20 protein-coding genes and 2 pseudogenes are annotated in these 17,400 nt (G+C 39.8%); 10 read left to right on the top strand and 12 right to left on the bottom strand.

Annotated elements, in window-relative coordinates; genetic code table 11:
* Window positions 1–49: 49 nt before the first annotated feature.
* Together sps_RS17275 and tpx are read right to left on the bottom strand one after the other, a co-directional pair.
* Window positions 50–460: a response regulator gene (locus tag sps_RS17275; protein WP_077753648.1), complete on the bottom strand. Its 411-nt coding sequence runs from the start codon at window positions 458–460 to the stop codon at window positions 50–52.
* A 241-nt stretch (window positions 461–701) separates the two neighbouring features.
* Entirely contained in the window at window positions 702–1,211 is a 510-nt protein-coding gene (gene tpx / locus sps_RS17270) for a thiol peroxidase (RefSeq protein ID WP_077753647.1), read from the bottom strand.
* A 762-nt stretch (window positions 1,212–1,973) separates the two neighbouring features.
* Between tpx and sps_RS28525 the strand changes: the two genes are divergently transcribed.
* Window positions 1,974–2,150 carry a hypothetical protein gene (locus tag sps_RS28525; RefSeq protein ID WP_169915802.1) on the top strand — a complete coding sequence of 59 codons (177 nt, stop codon included), beginning with the start codon at window positions 1,974–1,976 and terminating at the stop codon, window positions 2,148–2,150.
* Between the two features lie 135 nt (window positions 2,151–2,285).
* Here sps_RS28525 and sps_RS17260 read toward each other — a convergent pair whose 3' ends face one another.
* A complete protein-coding gene (locus tag sps_RS17260; RefSeq protein ID WP_077753645.1) occupies window positions 2,286–2,465 on the bottom strand; it encodes a hypothetical protein in 180 nt (59 codons plus the stop codon).
* Between the two features lie 124 nt (window positions 2,466–2,589).
* Here sps_RS17260 and sps_RS17255 point away from each other — a divergent pair, with 124 nt between their 5' ends.
* The 3 genes from sps_RS17255 (at window position 2,590) to sps_RS17240 (ending at window position 4,796) form a co-directional block, all read left to right on the top strand.
* A complete protein-coding gene (locus sps_RS17255) occupies window positions 2,590–3,105 on the top strand; it encodes a chemotaxis protein CheW (RefSeq protein ID WP_169915800.1) in 516 nt (171 codons plus the stop codon).
* Window positions 3,106–3,564: 459 nt separating this feature from the next.
* The gene (locus sps_RS17245; protein WP_077753642.1) at window positions 3,565–3,888 is read left to right on the top strand and encodes a DUF2845 domain-containing protein; all 324 of its coding nucleotides are present in this window, start codon (window positions 3,565–3,567) and stop codon (window positions 3,886–3,888) included.
* A 194-nt stretch (window positions 3,889–4,082) separates the two neighbouring features.
* Window positions 4,083–4,796, top strand: coding sequence for an SDR family NAD(P)-dependent oxidoreductase (locus tag sps_RS17240; protein WP_077753641.1), 714 nt, complete (start codon window positions 4,083–4,085; stop codon window positions 4,794–4,796).
* Window positions 4,797–5,299: 503 nt separating this feature from the next.
* Here the strand turns inward: sps_RS17240 and sps_RS17235 are convergent.
* Window positions 5,300–5,719: a GNAT family N-acetyltransferase gene (locus tag sps_RS17235; protein WP_077753640.1), complete on the bottom strand. Its 420-nt coding sequence runs from the start codon at window positions 5,717–5,719 to the stop codon at window positions 5,300–5,302.
* Window positions 5,720–5,949: 230 nt separating this feature from the next.
* Here sps_RS17235 and sps_RS28900 point away from each other — a divergent pair, with 230 nt between their 5' ends.
* From sps_RS28900 to sps_RS17210, 5 genes are all read left to right on the top strand, one after another.
* The gene (locus sps_RS28900) at window positions 5,950–6,099 is read left to right on the top strand and encodes a Mor transcription activator family protein (RefSeq protein ID WP_335695451.1); all 150 of its coding nucleotides are present in this window, start codon (window positions 5,950–5,952) and stop codon (window positions 6,097–6,099) included.
* Window positions 6,100–6,358: 259 nt separating this feature from the next.
* Complete coding sequence (locus tag sps_RS17225; protein WP_077753639.1) at window positions 6,359–6,733, top strand: hypothetical protein; 375 nt, start codon at window positions 6,359–6,361, stop codon at window positions 6,731–6,733.
* A 116-nt stretch (window positions 6,734–6,849) separates the two neighbouring features.
* The gene (locus sps_RS17220) at window positions 6,850–7,785 is read left to right on the top strand and encodes a hypothetical protein (RefSeq protein ID WP_077753638.1); all 936 of its coding nucleotides are present in this window, start codon (window positions 6,850–6,852) and stop codon (window positions 7,783–7,785) included.
* 98 nt (window positions 7,786–7,883) lie between these two features.
* On the top strand, window positions 7,884–8,447 hold the full coding sequence (locus sps_RS17215) for a polymorphic toxin type 15 domain-containing protein (protein WP_077753637.1): 564 nt from the start codon (window positions 7,884–7,886) through the stop codon (window positions 8,445–8,447).
* Window positions 8,448–8,451: 4 nt separating this feature from the next.
* Complete coding sequence (locus sps_RS17210) at window positions 8,452–9,126, top strand: GAD-like domain-containing protein (protein WP_077753636.1); 675 nt, start codon at window positions 8,452–8,454, stop codon at window positions 9,124–9,126.
* Window positions 9,127–10,266: 1,140 nt separating this feature from the next.
* On the opposite strand, the gene sps_RS17205 is transcribed toward sps_RS17210, so the two are convergent.
* From sps_RS17205 to sps_RS17200, 3 genes and pseudogenes are all read right to left on the bottom strand, one after another.
* Window positions 10,267–10,791 (bottom strand): hypothetical protein, encoded by a 525-nt coding sequence (locus tag sps_RS17205; RefSeq protein WP_077753635.1) that lies wholly within the window; start codon window positions 10,789–10,791, stop codon window positions 10,267–10,269.
* 64 nt (window positions 10,792–10,855) lie between these two features.
* Window positions 10,856–10,979: pseudogene (locus sps_RS28235) on the bottom strand (DDE-type integrase/transposase/recombinase); the annotation flags it as partial.
* Window positions 10,980–10,988: 9 nt separating this feature from the next.
* Window positions 10,989–12,167, bottom strand: a pseudogene (locus sps_RS17200) (IS3 family transposase).
* A gap of 315 nt (window positions 12,168–12,482) precedes the next feature.
* Here sps_RS17200 and sps_RS17195 point away from each other — a divergent pair.
* Window positions 12,483–13,346: a host specificity factor TipJ family phage tail protein gene (locus tag sps_RS17195; RefSeq protein WP_335695450.1), complete on the top strand. Its 864-nt coding sequence runs from the start codon at window positions 12,483–12,485 to the stop codon at window positions 13,344–13,346.
* A 263-nt stretch (window positions 13,347–13,609) separates the two neighbouring features.
* On the opposite strand, the gene sps_RS17190 is transcribed toward sps_RS17195, so the two are convergent.
* From sps_RS17190 to sps_RS17170, 5 genes are all read right to left on the bottom strand, one after another.
* Window positions 13,610–14,290 carry a hypothetical protein gene (locus sps_RS17190; protein ID WP_149027300.1) on the bottom strand — a complete coding sequence of 227 codons (681 nt, stop codon included), beginning with the start codon at window positions 14,288–14,290 and terminating at the stop codon, window positions 13,610–13,612.
* On the bottom strand, window positions 14,280–14,687 hold the full coding sequence (locus tag sps_RS17185; RefSeq protein ID WP_077753632.1) for a hypothetical protein: 408 nt from the start codon (window positions 14,685–14,687) through the stop codon (window positions 14,280–14,282). The genes sps_RS17190 and sps_RS17185 overlap by 11 nt, the downstream gene beginning before the upstream one ends.
* Complete coding sequence (locus sps_RS17180; RefSeq protein WP_077753631.1) at window positions 14,665–15,777, bottom strand: hypothetical protein; 1,113 nt, start codon at window positions 15,775–15,777, stop codon at window positions 14,665–14,667. Before sps_RS17180 ends, sps_RS17185 begins: the two co-directional genes overlap by 23 nt.
* A 106-nt stretch (window positions 15,778–15,883) precedes the next feature.
* Window positions 15,884–16,144 carry a hypothetical protein gene (locus sps_RS17175; RefSeq protein WP_077753630.1) on the bottom strand — a complete coding sequence of 87 codons (261 nt, stop codon included), beginning with the start codon at window positions 16,142–16,144 and terminating at the stop codon, window positions 15,884–15,886.
* A 360-nt stretch (window positions 16,145–16,504) separates the two neighbouring features.
* Window positions 16,505–17,239: an XRE family transcriptional regulator gene (locus tag sps_RS17170; RefSeq protein ID WP_149027299.1), complete on the bottom strand. Its 735-nt coding sequence runs from the start codon at window positions 17,237–17,239 to the stop codon at window positions 16,505–16,507.
* Window positions 17,240–17,400: the final 161 nt, after the last annotated feature.

The following is a 17,400-nucleotide window of genomic DNA, read 5'->3' as shown; positions in this document are numbered from 1 at the left end:
ACAGCTAAATCTTAAGACATAGCTGCGAAAGTGCCACATAAACTGGTTTTTACTCAGTCTGATTAGCTAGTATTTTGTAAATAGCGGGGACTGAAATTGGTTTCAAAAGGTATGAGTCACAATGATTTGAGATGGTTAAGATATCTCCGCTTGGACTTCTGGATGTCACGATAATGATATGGCAGGGCTTTACTCTATAGTTTGAACGCTGCTCTAATTGGCGTATTTTGTTTAATGCATATTCTCCGTTAAAACATGGCATTCCGCGATCTAGCATAATTAAATCAAAAGGTTCCCTAGCTATGAGAGACTCCCTGAAACTATCAACAGCTTCATACCCGTTTGATACAGTTTTTATGTAGGCGTTATTGATTGAATTAAAATTAACATAAGAATATATGAGCCTTTTGTTAACTTCAATACCTACTGGGTCATCATCAGCAATCAAAATTCTCATCATGAATTCCTTATTTTTAACTGTTCTCAGAACGTGGGAGTATAATTAGTTGTGCCATCACATTAACAGAATACTACCAAAGTCGTTATCTTATCTAGATAGTCTTTTTTTGTCAGGTATGTTAGCTATCCTATGGTGAATAAAAATTCTTGTATTACATACTGTTAAATAAACTAAATACTTTCTGGATATTGAATTATCTAACAACTCCTTGTTTCATCATCAACCAATCTTTTTGGGTGGACTAGTAGAAATTAATGTTCGCCAGAGCTGATAACGCTCCCGTATAGTTGGGTTCTCGGCTGATGTCTTTGACTAATTCGCTATAACACACTAACCCCTCTTCATTAATAACAATAACGGCACGGCTAGCCAGTCCTTTAAATCGGCCTTGGTTAAGATTAACACCGTAATCTTCAGTAAATTCAGGAGAGCGGAAAAAAGAGGCCATTGTTATATTTTCAAAACCTTGAGAAATACAAAACCGCGAGGCGGAAAAGGGTAAGTCCGCAGAGATACACAATACGACGGTATCATCGTTAACTTGTTCATTAAATTTTTGAACCGAAGTCGCACAGACGGGCGTATCTACGCTTAAAAAAATGTTTAACAGCAGTTTTTTCCCTGCAAAACTGCTGAGATTAATCTCCTCTAGGTCAATGGTGCACAAAGAGAATTCAGGGGCCTGAGTACCAGCTTTTGGAAAAGTTCCGGAAACACTGATTTTATCCCCGTAGAGTTTTGTTTGCTGCATAGTAAGGTTCCTTAGTGAAGTTATATAACATCAAACAAATAGCTTAATTTTTAATATATTGAGCGTTCATGATGAAAACCCGAAAAATACCATAGCTTCATCGAATAAGTATGCAGTTATCAATAAGGCCACCCCAAACCTGAACAACCATTGAATTCTTGTTTTTCTATGCTCAGTTGTTACCTTATCTGGTAGAAGCGGCTCAGAGCAATTAAGGCAAACACGCCTTCCGTTGGGAACGATACGAAAGCAAGCAGAACAATATACTGACTCTTGTGAATCTTTATCCATAAAAACTCCTTTCAATAATAAATAAAGTAATCCACCATCTGCTTTTGTATAAATTTTAAATGACAATGTCTAAATAAAATCTATATCTAAATTAATACCTAAGAGGAAGAGGTGTCAATCAAAAGTTTATTGTGACACTTGGATTCATTTGATGCGCCAATGTTAATTCCCTTGTTTGTTCTTCGTTGTAAATGGATGTTTATCATCAAAATCTTGATAATATTTTAAAAGGGGGGTTAGTTAGGGGGAAGCAATGAAAATCATATGTGCATTGAGTATGTTCTAGTTTTTAAATATTACTTGTGAACGTAAAATTATTTTGTAATATACCAGTGGTAAAAGTAAGTATCGGTTAGTTTTTAATTTGTAGAGGTTTTGATATCGAGCCATTTAACATTACACGTTAATCAGGTTTACAGGTATTTGTTGTATCTCATTTAGTTTGTGGTGGTTGTAAAATAGGAGCAAAAGATGAAGTATCTGATTTGGAGAGCTAGTGTGAAGCGATTGATCGAAAAACATTCTGATTCTGATTCTGCTGAAGGCTGGGAGTCTTTGGCTGATTGGAAGGAGTATTTTATCATGGGTTTTACCCCACTTAGAGCAATCCTCAATGTCAAAAATATAGCTAGTGAGAATGTCGAGTAAAACTCTTTTATCGACTCAGTTGCGAAGTAGATGATAGGGCAGGAGTAATAGCTTAAAATTTGTTTTTGGTAAGAAATTATTTGGTAAGTCATTATGGGTAAGGAAAAATTTAGACGGCATAGTTAATGATATACATTACAAGAACTGACGAGCTACTGTGAATATTGGGTAAATGACAAGGGCACTTTTTTCAAGACTGCCAGTATTTTCAAGCTGGCTAAGCGCTTTAATCACTTCTTCTTTTAGGGCTGGTTCATTATAAATTGAGCCAGTACCAGCCGTCCGAATTTCTTCATTTCCCCCTAATATACCCACTCCCAACCCTTTCTTAGTTTCAATTTTCTGTTCGTGTAGCTGTCCGTAAGGCTAGTTACGTTAATCTTTTTTTTCAGTTGAAATGTGTAACGAAAGGGCTCGCTATTATATTTGGAGTATAAATATGGAAAAAGTACTTAATACTTTCGCTAAGCGCACTCAATCAGTTCGTGAGAACGAATTGGAACTGTTATTGTTTAGGCTAAATGCGACACAAATTTTTGGTATAGATACTCAAAAAGTCAGAGAAGTTGTTAGGCAACCTCTGTTTAGAGCTCTGCGGACGCCACATCGCTGCATCAACGTTGAAGCTAGTATACGTGGCACATCGATTTCGGCGATCGACCTCAGAGGTTTGATGGGGTATAGGGATGTCATTGGTGAGCATGAAAATAATATGATCATCACTGAGTATAATGGCAGTGTTCAGGGGTTTAAGGTCGGTGAGTTTTTGAGTGTTGCTGAAATATCTAGACAGGATATCTCATCGATATCTAAGGTTGTTCATTCCGATAAATACTTAACCGGGATATCTACCATTATGAACGTCGAAAGAATGGGGAGAATCGATCCTGTTTTCATTATAGATCTTGAGATAATACTGGCTGAACTCGTCGATTACGAAACTCTGACATGCTGAATCCAGGTTAGATTTTTCTGAAAATGGCTTCATTTAATCGACCGCCAATTACATGCCGAAACTAGGTTTACGTTTATCAACTCACAAAGCTGAAATATTGTTATAAATATCTAGGCTATCGATGTGTTCAGCCTTCACTTCTCCTTAAATGTTGTGGCCTAACAGAGTCCGTGACAGCTCATTACTATCGAGCAGGGACTCTGTTGCAATCATAGGAGTCAGGAATTTTTTTAAATGAAACGCCTGTAAGCTCAGAAGAGTATTTAGGTTGGGTTTGTGTAAAATAAACCTAGTTTTGGTAATGAAATGATATTTAACTGTAGTAATTAACTTGCTAAACTTACTAGACAATATCAAACGAAATGAATAAATAGTTTGTTTTTGTCCATCCATATGTGGGTAAGTCATTTATTGTCCATTATTTGGACGTTGTAAACATTTTAGGTATAGAGTAACTTTATGAAAAAATTGAATTTATCAATAATTTTATTTACTTTGTTTTTCTCTTTGGTTGCAAATGCCAATAGCAGTTTCCGCCTAGAAAATGGCAAGCTGTTAACTATAGGTAAAAGTAAATCTGAAATCATAATGCTCGCAGGTTCACCAATTTCTGCAGATGTAGAAAAAGTAGCAATAGACAAGGGTCAAGATGGTGATTCAGTAAAGCGGGAAGTGTTAACTTATAAGCTAAAAGGCTCTATTGGCGGTTTCTACCTTGTTGTTGTAACAATTGAAAATAATAAAGTTGTATCAATTACTTCGAAACAATATGAGCGTTTTTAACTGTTTGGCTATTAATGATGCTATCTATAACATATGTATTACTTTCTCGGCTATCTTAGGTTCACTTCTTCCAAAAAGTCCACATTGATATTTAATTTTAGTCTAAACTCCAAGGGTTTAAGTCTTAATCAACTAAATTTTAGTTAGTTTTTTAGTATGTTTTACTTTCTTAGTTATGGATTTTATGAGGGGTTATGAAGAGTATTTTAATTAGTGGTGCTGCAAACGGAATCGGAAAGTCAACTTATCAAGCGATAAATAAAGACATATATTCAAATATAATCTTGGTGGATAAGGAGGTAATCGGATTCGCAGAGATGGGTGTTTTGACCTACCAGTGTGATATTTCCAATGAAGTAGAGGTTAAAGCAGTTTTTGATGATTTAAAAGCAAAACAAATTAATATTAGCCATGCGGTAAATGCTGCAGGTATACCTGGCCCAAATATCCCATTTTCAGCCACAGAAATTGGAGACTTTGACAAAGTCATGAATATCAATTTTCGCGGAACTACGCTGATGATGATGAATGAAATTGATATGATGAATTCTATTGGCGGTGGTCGAATTGTAAACATAGCATCTGTTTTGGCTCAATGCGGTTTAGCAGGCAGTTCCGCCTATTCAGCTTCAAAGGCTGCGATAGTCGCACTCTCTAAATCTCTTGCGATAGAATATGCAGAAAGAAATATTCAAATAAATACATTGTCACCTGGAGCCGTAGATACAAATTTTTTGACTCTATTAAAGAGAAGAGTTGGAGAGGAAAATATCGCGGAAATTCATCCAGTCAAAAGGGTTTCTTCCCCCGATGAGATTGCTCAATACATTAAATTTATCATAGAATCAGATACATCATTTTTAACTGGTGTAGATATTCCAATCGATGGTGGTTATAGTGCTCGATAGTTGGTTTTAAAGTGATATAAAACAGTTAAACAATGCCTCTTATTACGCTTTAATAAAGATTATCCAAGATGGCTTAGATAGGGAGTTTGTACTATCCGGTTTACCGCCGTTCTCCATCTCTCAGGGCTGTCAAGATGACGTTTTATATCGTTTTGGAACCCTTGATAACATCGAGATGAAAGCCTTGATAAACACCATGCAGCCAGATGGGACTGAAAGGGTTTCATTGGTGGCATCTGGTTATGATGAACGAGTTATGCAGATAATAATGAACCACCTACGTAGCACAAAGTCCCTTGGTGTTCACAATTCAATAGATATTGCTTTACCACGTTTGTGGACAAAAACTAGCTAGATCTAAAGCTCTAAGATATGTGGTTCGTATTACGGTAATGATGGATATTGGAGAAAGCTGAATATCATTTATTGAAAAATGGATGGCAGTTAAATTTTAAAGTAAAGAAGCTAACCATAACGTTTATCACACTGAGTGAGGTTGGAGTCTAAAGGAATTTACTCATACCATTACCAAAGTGATCACTTGGCCGTTGAGTATAGCCAAAACGCTCATAAAACACTTCTTTTCCTTTTGCTGACAGTAGAGCTACTGTTGAACCTTTATAAGCTGCTTGAGACAAGTACTTTTCTAAATGTTCCATGACTATACTTCCAAGCCCTTGCCCTTGATATTCAGGGTGTACGACAACATCTTGTACATAAAAGTACATAGCACCATCTCCGACTATACGTCCCATTGCTACCAACTGATTGCAGTGCATGACCCCCACATGAAATAAAGAATTGTTTAGGCTTTTCTGCGCCATTTCCAGGTTCGTATCCCCCCAGCCAACCTGTGAGCGTAATGCACAGAACTCCTTCACCAAAGGACTGTCAAATCTAGTCGTATAATCTTTTGAACTCATTAACTCGAACTCCTTCTAATTAACCAACATTAAATGTGCCATGGATTGTTAAATAATACTATAAGCAATTAAATAACAGCGTGTTGGCGATAACATTAACTCCTAGCTTACGGCATTAAACTTTGCAGTGACGGGAATGCTCTGGTTATCAGCGAAGCCTTAGCCACCACCTTAAGTACTTATCTTGGTGGTCGAGACCTTTTCCCAATGGTGAACGCCTCAAGGATGCCCTGCGTGATATCCGTATTTGGCGTGAATTCAAAGGTAACAACTTAGAGCAGCTATCCCGTGACTACGGCCTCACCGAACGCCGCGTGAGTCAAATTATCGCTGAGCAGAGGGCGGCGTTTGTGGCGAGGAAGCAGAGGAGGTTGTTTTGATGCTATTAGTAAAAACTCGAATTGAGGCTGAAGTGAGGCGCTAGCAGGTTAATGCCTCAAATTCTGCTAGAGTAAAAGAGCATAAAATATCGAGTCACCAATCCTTTCAAAATAGCTGGGCCATTTCTTGCCCAGCAGCACCCAATTCAACACTGAAATCCAGATAAACGCTGAAGATACAATCTTGGTGCGTTTTTTGCTGCATGCTGAGAATTCTATATAGAACGATTTACCATGCAGTAACAGGAAGTCACGCAGTATGTCGATACGTTTAGCCTCAGTTGATTCATTAATGCTGCATGATGCGGCACTCATTGAGTCAGATTTATCCAGCCTTAGCGACAGTGATTGGCAGGCCATTATCCCTTCAGGCCGCTCACTGGACAAAGTAAAAAGCGATTTGGAACAAGGTGAGAGCGTAGTGCTCAGTGATACACCCACCTCGCCAGCTTTTGCCATGGAACAAGGCCATCCCCTTGCTAATTCATCATACGGTAATGGTATCAGTGCTCAAACACTGTCACAGCTAACCCGGCGCTTTGAGTCAGCAGGCAGTAGCTCACTCTATACTGCCATAATGGCAACCTACACCCTTCGCCGCCTCTGGAGTATATCGCTGACACATCGCGAATAAAGGAGGCGCAAAGTAAACCTAAGCCAGCTCTCATTAGTGATAACTTTGCTAAGCCACCGCCTAAGCTAGAACTTGAGCTTTGTTACGATGACAGTGAAAAGACCTATGCCAGTAATGTGCCCTATAGCGTCATTTTTAGCGACCCTGGCAATACCGTCATCAAAGGCGTGCTCAGTGAAAAAGGCTGGGCCATGGTCGAAGGGGGGCCTAATTACCCTGCGCAAGTTATGTTCGGTGATGAAGCTGAAAAAGCCGAAGCTGAGTCAGCCCTGGAGGTGCAATACCAACAACTTAACAGCGCTCTGGATGACACTGCGACTCAAGTCGCACAGCAAGTCCTTAAAAACCAACCAGACCCCAATGACAAGCAGACCGAAATAGTTGCACTCTCTGAGTCTTTCAGATCCGCAGTGGATGAAAAGCTAGCTGGATTAAAAGCACAAAGTGATGCTTTCAATAACCGCACTTCACTGTCTCAGTTATGGGGACTGGCCAAGTCAACAAAACAAGGGGCGAGCAACGGATTCAATGAGTATCTACCCAATTTAGGGGAATTTGGTGAGTTGATGGAGGTGGCTGATATTGATATCACGGTACTGATAGATGCTATTAGTACAGGTGACATCAAAGAGTTAGAAGCCAAATTTAAGCAGTGGGAAGTCAGAGGTGATCAAAGGTTTAAACAAGCCAACAAGTCGATGGAAACGTTGATTTTGCTATTGAGCGATCCAACGAGTCGTGAGATGCTCGCCAGTCTTCCAGTGCGTATTTTGGCCGCTCTCCCTGAAGATAAGCTCGCAGAGCTGTCGGCCTATCAAGTGACACAGATGGGCATGGATACCGCGGTGGTTACAGGCGGTACTGCAGTAGGCACATTAGCCGGTGGTGCTGGTGGCCCGGTGGCCGCGGCTATCTTAATTGCAGTAACGGCCAGCCGAAAAGGCGGCAAAGCCCTTGAGGCCACGATTGAGATAGTGACAGATATTTCTCAATCGCTGAAAAAATCAATAATCAGCATGACATTACCCCTTATAAGAAAGAGAATAAACTGACGCTGGGTAATCGGAGTTCAACGACTACACCAAACCTAAACTTAAGAGAAAAAGATAAAAATGATAGCAGTAACAGTGTCCATCCTGCGTTAGTACGAATGAAACCTTATAAAGCACCTTGTTTTAAGCCAGGCAATCAAATTAAAAAGAATTTTAAAGGTGACCCAAAGAAACTAGAAGGCCATTACGCCAGACAATTAAAGCATCAAGAGAATGGGCTCAATGACTTGACGATTGGAGAATACCAGGCAAATCGCAAACGTTTTAAGGATATGAAACGTGAAGGTACTGGGCCTGCGCAGGCAGATTTTAGGGCTAAATTTAGTAAGAAATTAGAAGCGTCTCTAGAGAAATCATATCAAGATAAAATGTCACCAAGAGAGGCTGAAAAGCTTTCGGTTAAGCGTGCCGATGAAATTATGTCGAATTTAGCGGCATTACATGACCCGGATATGTCCGCTGGCGGTGCAGATAAAGTCAAAAGAATGGGTAACTCCAGTGTAAACTCTTCTATCGGACCTCAATGGAGCAGCGAATCAAAATCGCGGCAAGGTAAATCACGGGTTCAATTAATGGATGAACAAGTTGAAGCAGCAGCTAAACACTACGGGCCAGATGCCAAACTTAACATACAATTAGAGCGCTGCTCTGTAAGGAAGTAAGTTTATGTTAGATGATAATTTTGAATATTTCATTGAGAAGTTTGGCCAACCTACAAGCCAACGTTTTCCGACGATATCTGAAGTTGAAAAATATCACGGGATTCTTCCCGATAGATTACTGGAATATTGGCAGGAGATAGGTTTTTCAGGTTACATGGATGGACTGTTTTGGATTGTGAATCCTGCTGATTATGATGATGTCTTAGAGCGGTTTTTAGAGCCAACAGACTTTCCTGATCTTGATACTTACCATGTTATTGCTCGTAATGCGTGGGGTGACCTGTACCTCTGGGGAGAGAACACAGGGGATTCATTAGACATCACACCAATGAATCATTGGGTGAGCACTGGGCAAGGCTGCGCCTCTAATATTGCTAAGGGTGAAGCGAATAAATGTATTGAATTGTTTTTTGCCTTTACGAAACCGAAGAATGAAAATACCCAAGGTGAAAACGGTAAGCCTATGTTTGAATCGGCATTAAAAGCGCATGGCGCACTGGCTGAAGATGAGTTGTTTGCCTTCAACCCCTTCTTGTTTATGGGCGGTAATAAAACAATAAAAGATATCTCTAAAGAGAACATCTTTGTTCATCTGAATTTAATTGCCGATATGGGTGATATGGAAGTCATTGATATGGCTTCTATGGTTAGCAGCACATTGAAGCAACACGGAGCTTAATAGCCAGGTCTTCATTTCATGTTGTCTGTGCGGCGTTCTAATCCCGAAACCTTTCCAATCCTGTCAAACACCCGAAACCGAGACAATGAGCCTATGTTCCTTGTCTCGGTTTTTTTATGGCTCATCGTCAAAATTAACTAACAAATTAACCAACAAATTATCCAAGACATCCATATTCATTTCTACTTTGAACAAGAGAGATGTGTTAAAACACAAAAGATATGGCTGCCCCGTCTTCTTTCTTGGCCGCGGACAGAAGCGCTGCAAGAGTGCTAATTCGATAACACAAAGTCGTTTTCAGGAAAAAAAAAGCAAAAAAAATCAGAGCCAATAAGGCTGGATGTGATGACTGCCTTGTCGATGTAGGAATATTCTGGCGTAAGCCTGGATTATATTTATTTACACGAGAATAGTGCTTTAAAATATTGAGCTTAATCCTCTCATAACCTTGACAAAATCTCTGACTTGCACAGGTTAGACTTGTACAAAGGTTATCCACTAAATCTGTGGGTAACTTCATCAAATCTTCACAAAACTGGCATGAAAACGTTTTATTAGATGAGTAAATCCTTAAGCTCAAAGCCTTCATCGTGTTTTTTAAAGACGATTGGCATCCGGCTTTGTCCCGTCCAGGTGATGGTTTAGCCATTGACTTCAATGCTGTACTTCGCAGGGCGGGCGGGGCTCGCGTTTCTTCTTGAGTGCCTTTGGCGTCTCTCCTAGGCCCCTGTTCGTAATACGTGTAACCAAGTGTCACTTTGAATTATACAGGGTGATAATATCTTAAAAATCAACAGTTAGATGAGTTATTGAAATTTTGATTTTTAAGAAGTGTTTTTGAGATAAAGAGAGCCAAGACTTCGTGAGTTTTAATCTATATCTGTAAGCTTAGTAAAACGTTCGTTTTTTTAACTGTGCCATTATTAGCTATTTTTAAAATAGTGAAGTGACACCTTATTACACGTATTACGAACCTACGTGCTTTAGAGTCCCTCAGAAAATGTTCCTGAGGGAACCAAATCGCCTACGACATTAACCGCAAATAGAGAATAACACGAGCGGTTTCTGCAGCTGAAACTTTATATCTAAACAACGACCGCTTATTACATAGAGTTTTCCACTCTTAATAACGGCTATATATTAAGGCAGAGCGTAAGCATCTAATTCTGGAACTCGAATACGAATCATATTTTCTGAAGTGAAATCGCTATACATTTTAATGACGAGTGTTCCGTCCTCGCGATCAGCTACCAAGTGAGTCATCGGTGTTCCAGTCCCCGCACCTGGTAAAACTGCACAAAAATCGACATTTTTTCCAGCTGTGCTGACGTTAATATTCCAGGTCCATCCCGAATGATTTCCTTTTGTGCATCTCTGTTTTGTATCTCGCATATCAAGGTATGCGATCTTGAATTCATCATCATCTTTTATTATATACCGAGAATACTCTTTCCCATCAAGAGGGTTCCAATTAACTCTCCCAGATTTAAACTCGGAAGTACTACAAACTGGGGTGTGGTTATTAGTTGGATAAGGGCAAAGTAAAGTGTATCTAGAGTTCCCCTCAAAACTATTATTAGGTGAGTGGTTAAACTTGAGATCCATCCATGCTAAAGCCGGAGTAGAAAGAGGCAGTAGCATTAATCCAATAAGTAATTTTTTCATCGAAAACAAACAACCTTGTATTAGTGTTTTATTAAATTAAGTGTCATGGTTAACGGTATGTGGCAGCTCTATAGTAGTAAACCCATCGACCTTTAACTTTTGTGTAGGTTTCATCCATACGCCATGAGTCAGCGTACTTTACGCTTTCTTTCTCTAAAATTCACGTCAAGCATCGGGGCATATTCGATCTGTAGTGGTCAACCTTTTTTGGCCACGGTTTTATACGTAAGGCAGAACCTTCTTTCTGATTCATTTGGTGTCAAGCCACCGTTATATTGATGTGGTCTGACTTGGCTATAGTATCCAACTATATAGTTAATGATTGATGCCTTGGCTTCAGTGAAGCTGCTGTAGCCCGTAGAGGGGACCCATTCAGTCTTTAAGCTTCTAAAGAATCGCTCCATAGGTGCATTGATCCCAGCAGTTTCCTCGACGGCTTAAACTCTGTTTTATTTGGTATCGCCAAAGTAGTTGACGATATTGTCGACTGGTATAGTGACAACCTTGGTCGCTATGAAACATCAGTGCCTGCGGTCTTCCTCTTGACTCAAAAGCCATTGATAACGCTTTTCCCGTTAAGGTACTATCTGGTGAAAATGACATTGACCAGCCAATTGCCTTTCGAGCAAACAAGTCAATAACCACTGCTAAGTAAGCCCATCGATTACCTGTCCAGATATAAGTCACGTCGCCACACCACACTTGATTCGGCTCAGTGACTTGAAACTGACGCGACAAATGGTTGGGTATTTCAACATGCTCGCTGTCCGCTCTTTTATAGCTATGCTTAGGAAGTTGGCAACTCACTAACCCGAGCTGTTTCATTAGCTTACTCGCTCGATAACGGCTTAAGCTAGTGCCTTTAGCTGTCACTATCTCAGCGATGCTCCTAGCGCCCGCAGAGCCGTTACTAGCAGCGTGGGCTTCTCTCACTAGGCTGTATAATTTAACTCTTCCTGGTGAAATATTTTTCACGCGGCCACACCAATACTTATAGCTACTGCGATGAAGCCCGAACACTTCACAAATACGCTTTACTGTATGGCTCTGCTTGAGCTTCTCGACTAACGAGAACTGTTCAGGGAGTCTGACATCAAGAGAGCTGTAGCCTTTTTTAAAATAGTATTGTGCTCCTCGAGACGGTCAATTTTCTTCTTTAGCTCACGGATTTCAATCTGCTCGTGTGTCATTGGAGAGGCTTTAGGGGAGAGCCCTTTACGCTCCTGTTTAAGCTGTCTAACCCACTTATCCATTCCTGATTTGCTCACGCCCATGACCTTGGCCGCTTCAGTCACTGAATAGTTTTGGTCAACAACTAGCTGCGCCGCTTCAAGTCGAAACTCTGCGCTATATGTGGGTCTAGATTTCTTTGTCATTGTCTCACCTGCTTTAATAGTGAAGTGATGATATCACCTCTAATCAGGTGGCCAAATTTAGTGTGCCACTACAAATCACCTAACGATTTAAGGTTGAATGATCAAAATTAATATTACGCTCAGAAAGAATTCTTCTATTTCATGATCATTGAGCAATAATAAAATGTAAGATTAAGTATGTATAAAACAAAAAAACACGCATTAAATATAGCTGTACGCTTGGGCAGTTATATATAAAAATTAAATCCAACAACGTAAAATCTTTCAATGGATATTCCCGAATATTAAGAATTACTCTACTTTAGAGATCGCTACATCAATGATATCTGTGCTTCCCGTCGGCAGTATTTTGATGGGGTATTTGATAATCAATTGACCTTTATCGATGCAGCAAAACGTATGCTAGATGTGGGGTTTGCGATACCCAGTATCGAGTGGGGTAAGCTAAGGCCGGTAAGGGATGATGCTAATCGAGTCGTGGAGCAGATGTTTCAACCGGATAACATGTTATCTCCACTTCGGGTACGCGAAGAGCTTATCATCGATGATGAGTTTGATAGTGTTGAAGTGGAGTACATGGACAGTACGACCTGGAAGTCATCAACGGTCTTGTGTTCATTGCCTGGCGACTCAGGTACCAAGCCTAAAAAGGTACGTGCATTTGGGATAACGGAGAGGCGAGAAGCATGGCGCTATGGTATGCGCAAGCGCAGAGAGTATAAATATCGACGTATCACTTATCTGTTTGATACGGAGCTTGATGGCTTTAACTGCGAACACCTGTCGTGCGTAGGCATTGCTGATGAAGATGACTTTCAGGGGCGTATTGTGAATTTTGATAGCCACGATAATGTCGCCTTGCTGTCTGGAATTATCGAGTGGATACCAGGAGATAAACATTATACGGTTTTAAGGGCACCAGATGGTTCCCCTTGGGGGCCAGTTGAAGTGTATCAAGGCGGCTCAGATAGGGAGTTTGTGCTATCAAGTTTACCGCCGTTCCCCATCTCTCAGGGCAGCCAGGATGACGTGCTATACCGTTTTGGCATACTGGATAACATAGAGACGAAAGCCTTGATAAACACCATGCAGCCCGCAGGGACTGAAAAGGTCTCATTAGTGGCATCGGGTTATGATGAACGGGTATATGCAGATGATAATAACGAACCATCTACATAGCACCAGTTTGATAGCTATTGCTCTAGCATGTTTTTGGACATAAATGCGTTAGGTTATTGAGTTTAATTAAGCTGGCATTGATTAGAAAAAGTATCTTAGTTTATTTGAAATCCTTAATTCACTCCGCCCCTTTATCTAGTCAAAGTAATCACTAGTTCTAGAGTTTTCTTAAGTATTTCGGGAGTCGTTAAATTGTGAGAGCTTGAAGGTCGAGTGATGGCTTAGCTTCTATGCACAGGATCACGGGCTAAGCAGATGATCCATCATTTTTTTCTAGCAAGCGCGCTTTTATCTGTTGGTTTACATAGGATACTTATAGGAAGATGTCTGACTGTAAAGCTTTCGCCTGTAACGGTGTGTTCGTGCTTAGATATAAAGCAAAGCTCATCCATCTGGCAATTATCAACTATAACCTTTTTCTTTTTGTAATCCTCATCATTAGAAAGTCTTTCTTTCCAAGTATCCATGAGGCTTTTGATGCTGATATTTTTTGTGATTATCAATATTGCGCCATGGTTCTGCCCAACGAACCCTGATGAATACCTTTCGCACAACTGTTTGAAACCACTAAGAAGGGTGCCGTAATCGCTGTGTAATTTTGATTCAGCAATCCACTTAAATCCACGAGAGCTTTCGACATAGATGTCTGGGTGCCCATTTATCCATTTGTCGTGAGATGCTTGATACCCTATTTGGGAAAGGAAGCCCGCGATATCGACATTGTATCGGTCTTCTGGGTCATTTTGTCGATATGATGCAGACGGATATATGCGGTTTTTTATAATATTATCGACATCTTGATATAGCCTTGCGATCCAAGTTTCATAGCCATGCTTCCCTGCCATAAATCGACTAGGAAACCCTGCTATTTCAGGTACGGAGTCCTCTAGTCCTTCAAGCTGCTCAATGGAGAATTTTTCTAATGAAAGCATCTTAGGACTCATTATCAGGTTCATTTTTCGCAAGGGTAAAAAACATGTAAACATCACTTTTTACGTTATGAATAACATCGCCAGATATAGGGTGTGAAATAGCATTTTCAGTCATTGCAAAATGGCTATTATCATCATCTAAAATGAAGTTTTCTTCATCAGTAATATATTCAAAGCCCGCATCAAATAATCTTATTCTGTCGCCACAGAGATACTGCGTAACAAGCACTACGTCGGTAGATTCTAGCTCTACACCAGAAAGGTTCTTGATATAGGAAAAAGTCATATGCCTAAACTTGTTAGGTGCCATTTCGTGAACGGCATTGATAAGCCTCTCGCAAGCTTCTGCAAGATTAGGTCTGGATTCCCAGTCCTTTTTGGCTGTATCAACTAACTTTAGATAATTCATCTTGTGTCTTCAGTAGGTTTAGTATTTTTTCCATATCTGAGATTGAAGGGCATGAAGTAATAACCGCGTAACCTAAAAATTTCTCATCCAGCTTGCTAAGCTCCCTAAAGGTAGAGTTCAAAGAAAGCTCGTAATCATATTTTAATTTAGAATTAAAACTAGAATGCCATCTAGTAGATATTTTATAAGGTGTTATTTCACACTTGTCCACCCCTCCGATGTGGAACTCCCCCATCCTGATATCGCCATTATCTGTTTTATTCCTATCTCGCTCTGAGTGGACATAACCGTCGGCTGATATAAAGCTAAGCTCGCACACTCTACAGCTTTTGTTTGTATAAAGGCTGTCTATTAAAGGGAAAAAGTTTATAGGCTGCTTGAGCATGTTGGGCTTCTGGGAAGGTGGAAGTAAATCTCGGAATGCAACTCTAAGCTCTGCAAACAATTTCTCGATATCTTTAAATGCAACAGCAGAGGATGTATCTAGGCGAAATTCAATTGTGCAATCTTCAGGGTTTAAGCACACCATATCAAGGTATTGACGAGGTATATCAGTAAAAGCTGTTATGGATGAGTACTTTTGCAAGAATTTAGTTACGTCATCACTTTCTCTTAATAATTTTGGGTTGATACTTGTGCGCTCAGTAATGGTTCTATTGGTCGAAAAGAATAAATACAACTTTCCATTATGAACAATTCTAAAAGTCAACTCGGTGCTTTCACTTAAGGTACTTAGGTCGTCTGTAGCAACAACAAATGGAAAGAACTTAGTAGCTATTGTCTTGGCTGGAGTAATTGCGGTGACAGATTCATAAAGAGCGTTGAATTTTGATTTTTCTTCTTTAAACATTTGCAATGTACAGTCGCCAGAATAGAGCACATCCAAGTAATGATCGTGAAGATTTTTTATGAATTTTTGGGCATATAGTTCGCTTTTATCAAATTCATTGAATAACTTTAATTTAGTTGCTTGCGCGCCAAGGCTTATAGCTACTCCATATGATTTTAATAATGGCTTACACTGCGACTCCCATGCCATTCGTTGAATTAATGAACTTGCAAGATTCTTCGCATTGGTGATTTGAGTCATTGACAGCGCCTGTGTAAAAAGATAGCTAATTCAGTAAAATTGTCACATATATAGAGACAGTTATCCATTTTTATTAAATGGTTATTTTTGTTGCCTAGTTGCTTAATTAACTCATGTAAGAAGCCGCTATACCATCTTGATAGCCCATTGCAAAAGCAGCGTGTGGACTTCTATGTCTGACTGTGCCTGCTTGGCTTTCTGGAAGGGATTCAATATCAATGTTTAATAGTTCTTCTCTTTGCAAGCCAAGGTCATAGCCTCGTTCGTAGGCACATCCGCAGCATCTATGCCTGCCAGCGCCACCTTGGTCGAGAGGGAGTGTTTCAAATGTGGGGTCGTGTCTATGTCTGCTATTACAAATACTCATATGCATCCTTGTTTTAAAGTCAGTAACTTTCCATAGTTTAGAAAGTAACAATACTAATTTACTTTAAAATACGGAAGCTTTTTATTTCATGACCTATGTCAATGATTGCTGTTTTTTATGGCAGTTTTTAAATACTCATAACAAAAAACAAACAAATTGTAACCAGTCGTTAGGTATGGCAATAAAGGATTAAACCGGAATTAGACGGGATTTGATGAAATCTGGTGGGAAAACTCTGGTTTAACGGGGGATTAAAGCAAGTTTAGCTTTAATCTTGCAGGGGAATCGAAGTTTCATTGAATTTGGCAAAAAGCGGGTTGATATAATCTTGAGTCACAGAGTTTGGCAAGAGACACCTATTTAATAGATGTCTTTTCCAACCCATACTACTTTACCTAAAATTTGTAAGGTGTCGATTTCATCAGACTTCACAATCTGATCTTTGTATTCTTTGTTATCGCTGAGAAGCTCTATTCCACCATCAAACCGTTTTTGCAGGCGCTTTGCATATAAGTCATCTCCCAGCCGCAATACAAAAATAGAGCCATCAGTAAGCTTAGTATCAGCCATATCCACGAGTAACGAATTATTGCTATGAATGGTTGGTTCCATGGAGTCACCTTTAGCAAAAACGACCGCGAGCTTACAACTTTCAAATTTCCTATATGTCAGCCATTTCTTTCTGAATGCTAAGTGACGTTTTATTGGGTGTTCATCTGCCAGTACTCCATGTCCAGTACTTACATTGACGTGATAGCCAGGAATAAGAGTGAATTCTTCATTAAACTCTGCGACATCAATATGAGTGTAATTGCATACTATTTCACTCGAACTTGGTTCATCAATAGGGTGCATTGGTCCTTGGCCTGTGGCTAGCCATTCAATTGTAACTCCACATTCATGAGCAATTCTTACCAGTCTAGAGAGTGATGGTTCAGTATTGTGCTGTAGATATTTCCGCAATGTACCATCACTAATTTCAACCCTGCGACCAAAAGAACGCACGCTTTCCTCTCCTATAAGAGTAACAAGTCGCTCACTAAAGCGTCCTATTCCCTTTTCTGGAAAAGGACGAGGCGTCTCATTTTTTTTCATAGAGTCCGAATCTCCATATGTCATTGTTTTATATTCTTTTATTTTAAGATTCTAAGTCTGAGAGAAAAAGTAAGCAAAGGTCGCATCAAAAAGGACTTGATCGCTTACTATTTCTCGATCTATGATTGCTTTATCGCGCACATGGCTACTTGCCAAATGCG

This window comes from Shewanella psychrophila (assembly GCF_002005305.1).
In the GTDB taxonomy this organism is placed as follows: Bacteria; Pseudomonadota; Gammaproteobacteria; order Enterobacterales; family Shewanellaceae; genus Shewanella; species Shewanella psychrophila.
Note: the sequence above shows the minus strand (reverse complement) of the source record. Positions and strands in the feature narration are given on the sequence as shown.

Excerpts from the sequence above, each read along its gene's own strand:
- sps_RS17275 (WP_077753648.1), bottom strand. The coding sequence starts at position 460 with ATGATGAGAATTTTGATTGCTGATGATGACCCAGTAGGTATTGAAGTT.
- sps_RS17225 (WP_077753639.1), top strand. The coding sequence starts at position 6,359 with ATGTCGATACGTTTAGCCTCAGTTGATTCATTAATGCTGCATGATGCG.
- sps_RS17255 (WP_169915800.1), top strand. The coding sequence starts at position 2,590 with ATGGAAAAAGTACTTAATACTTTCGCTAAGCGCACTCAATCAGTTCGT.
- sps_RS17180 (WP_077753631.1), bottom strand. The coding sequence starts at position 15,777 with ATGACTCAAATCACCAATGCGAAGAATCTTGCAAGTTCATTAATTCAA.
- sps_RS17210 (WP_077753636.1), top strand. The coding sequence starts at position 8,452 with ATGTTAGATGATAATTTTGAATATTTCATTGAGAAGTTTGGCCAACCT.
- sps_RS17245 (WP_077753642.1), top strand. The coding sequence starts at position 3,565 with ATGAAAAAATTGAATTTATCAATAATTTTATTTACTTTGTTTTTCTCT.
- sps_RS17205 (WP_077753635.1), bottom strand. The coding sequence starts at position 10,791 with ATGAAAAAATTACTTATTGGATTAATGCTACTGCCTCTTTCTACTCCG.
- sps_RS28525 (WP_169915802.1), top strand. The coding sequence starts at position 1,974 with ATGAAGTATCTGATTTGGAGAGCTAGTGTGAAGCGATTGATCGAAAAA.
- sps_RS17240 (WP_077753641.1), top strand. The coding sequence starts at position 4,083 with ATGAAGAGTATTTTAATTAGTGGTGCTGCAAACGGAATCGGAAAGTCA.
- sps_RS17185 (WP_077753632.1), bottom strand. The coding sequence starts at position 14,687 with ATGAATTATCTAAAGTTAGTTGATACAGCCAAAAAGGACTGGGAATCC.
- sps_RS17175 (WP_077753630.1), bottom strand. The coding sequence starts at position 16,144 with ATGAGTATTTGTAATAGCAGACATAGACACGACCCCACATTTGAAACA.
- sps_RS17170 (WP_149027299.1), bottom strand. The coding sequence starts at position 17,239 with ATGAAAAAAAATGAGACGCCTCGTCCTTTTCCAGAAAAGGGAATAGGA.
- sps_RS17215 (WP_077753637.1), top strand. The coding sequence starts at position 7,884 with ATGAAACCTTATAAAGCACCTTGTTTTAAGCCAGGCAATCAAATTAAA.
- tpx (WP_077753647.1), bottom strand. The coding sequence starts at position 1,211 with ATGCAGCAAACAAAACTCTACGGGGATAAAATCAGTGTTTCCGGAACT.
- sps_RS17190 (WP_149027300.1), bottom strand. The coding sequence starts at position 14,290 with ATGAGTCCTAAGATGCTTTCATTAGAAAAATTCTCCATTGAGCAGCTT.
- sps_RS17235 (WP_077753640.1), bottom strand. The coding sequence starts at position 5,719 with ATGAGTTCAAAAGATTATACGACTAGATTTGACAGTCCTTTGGTGAAG.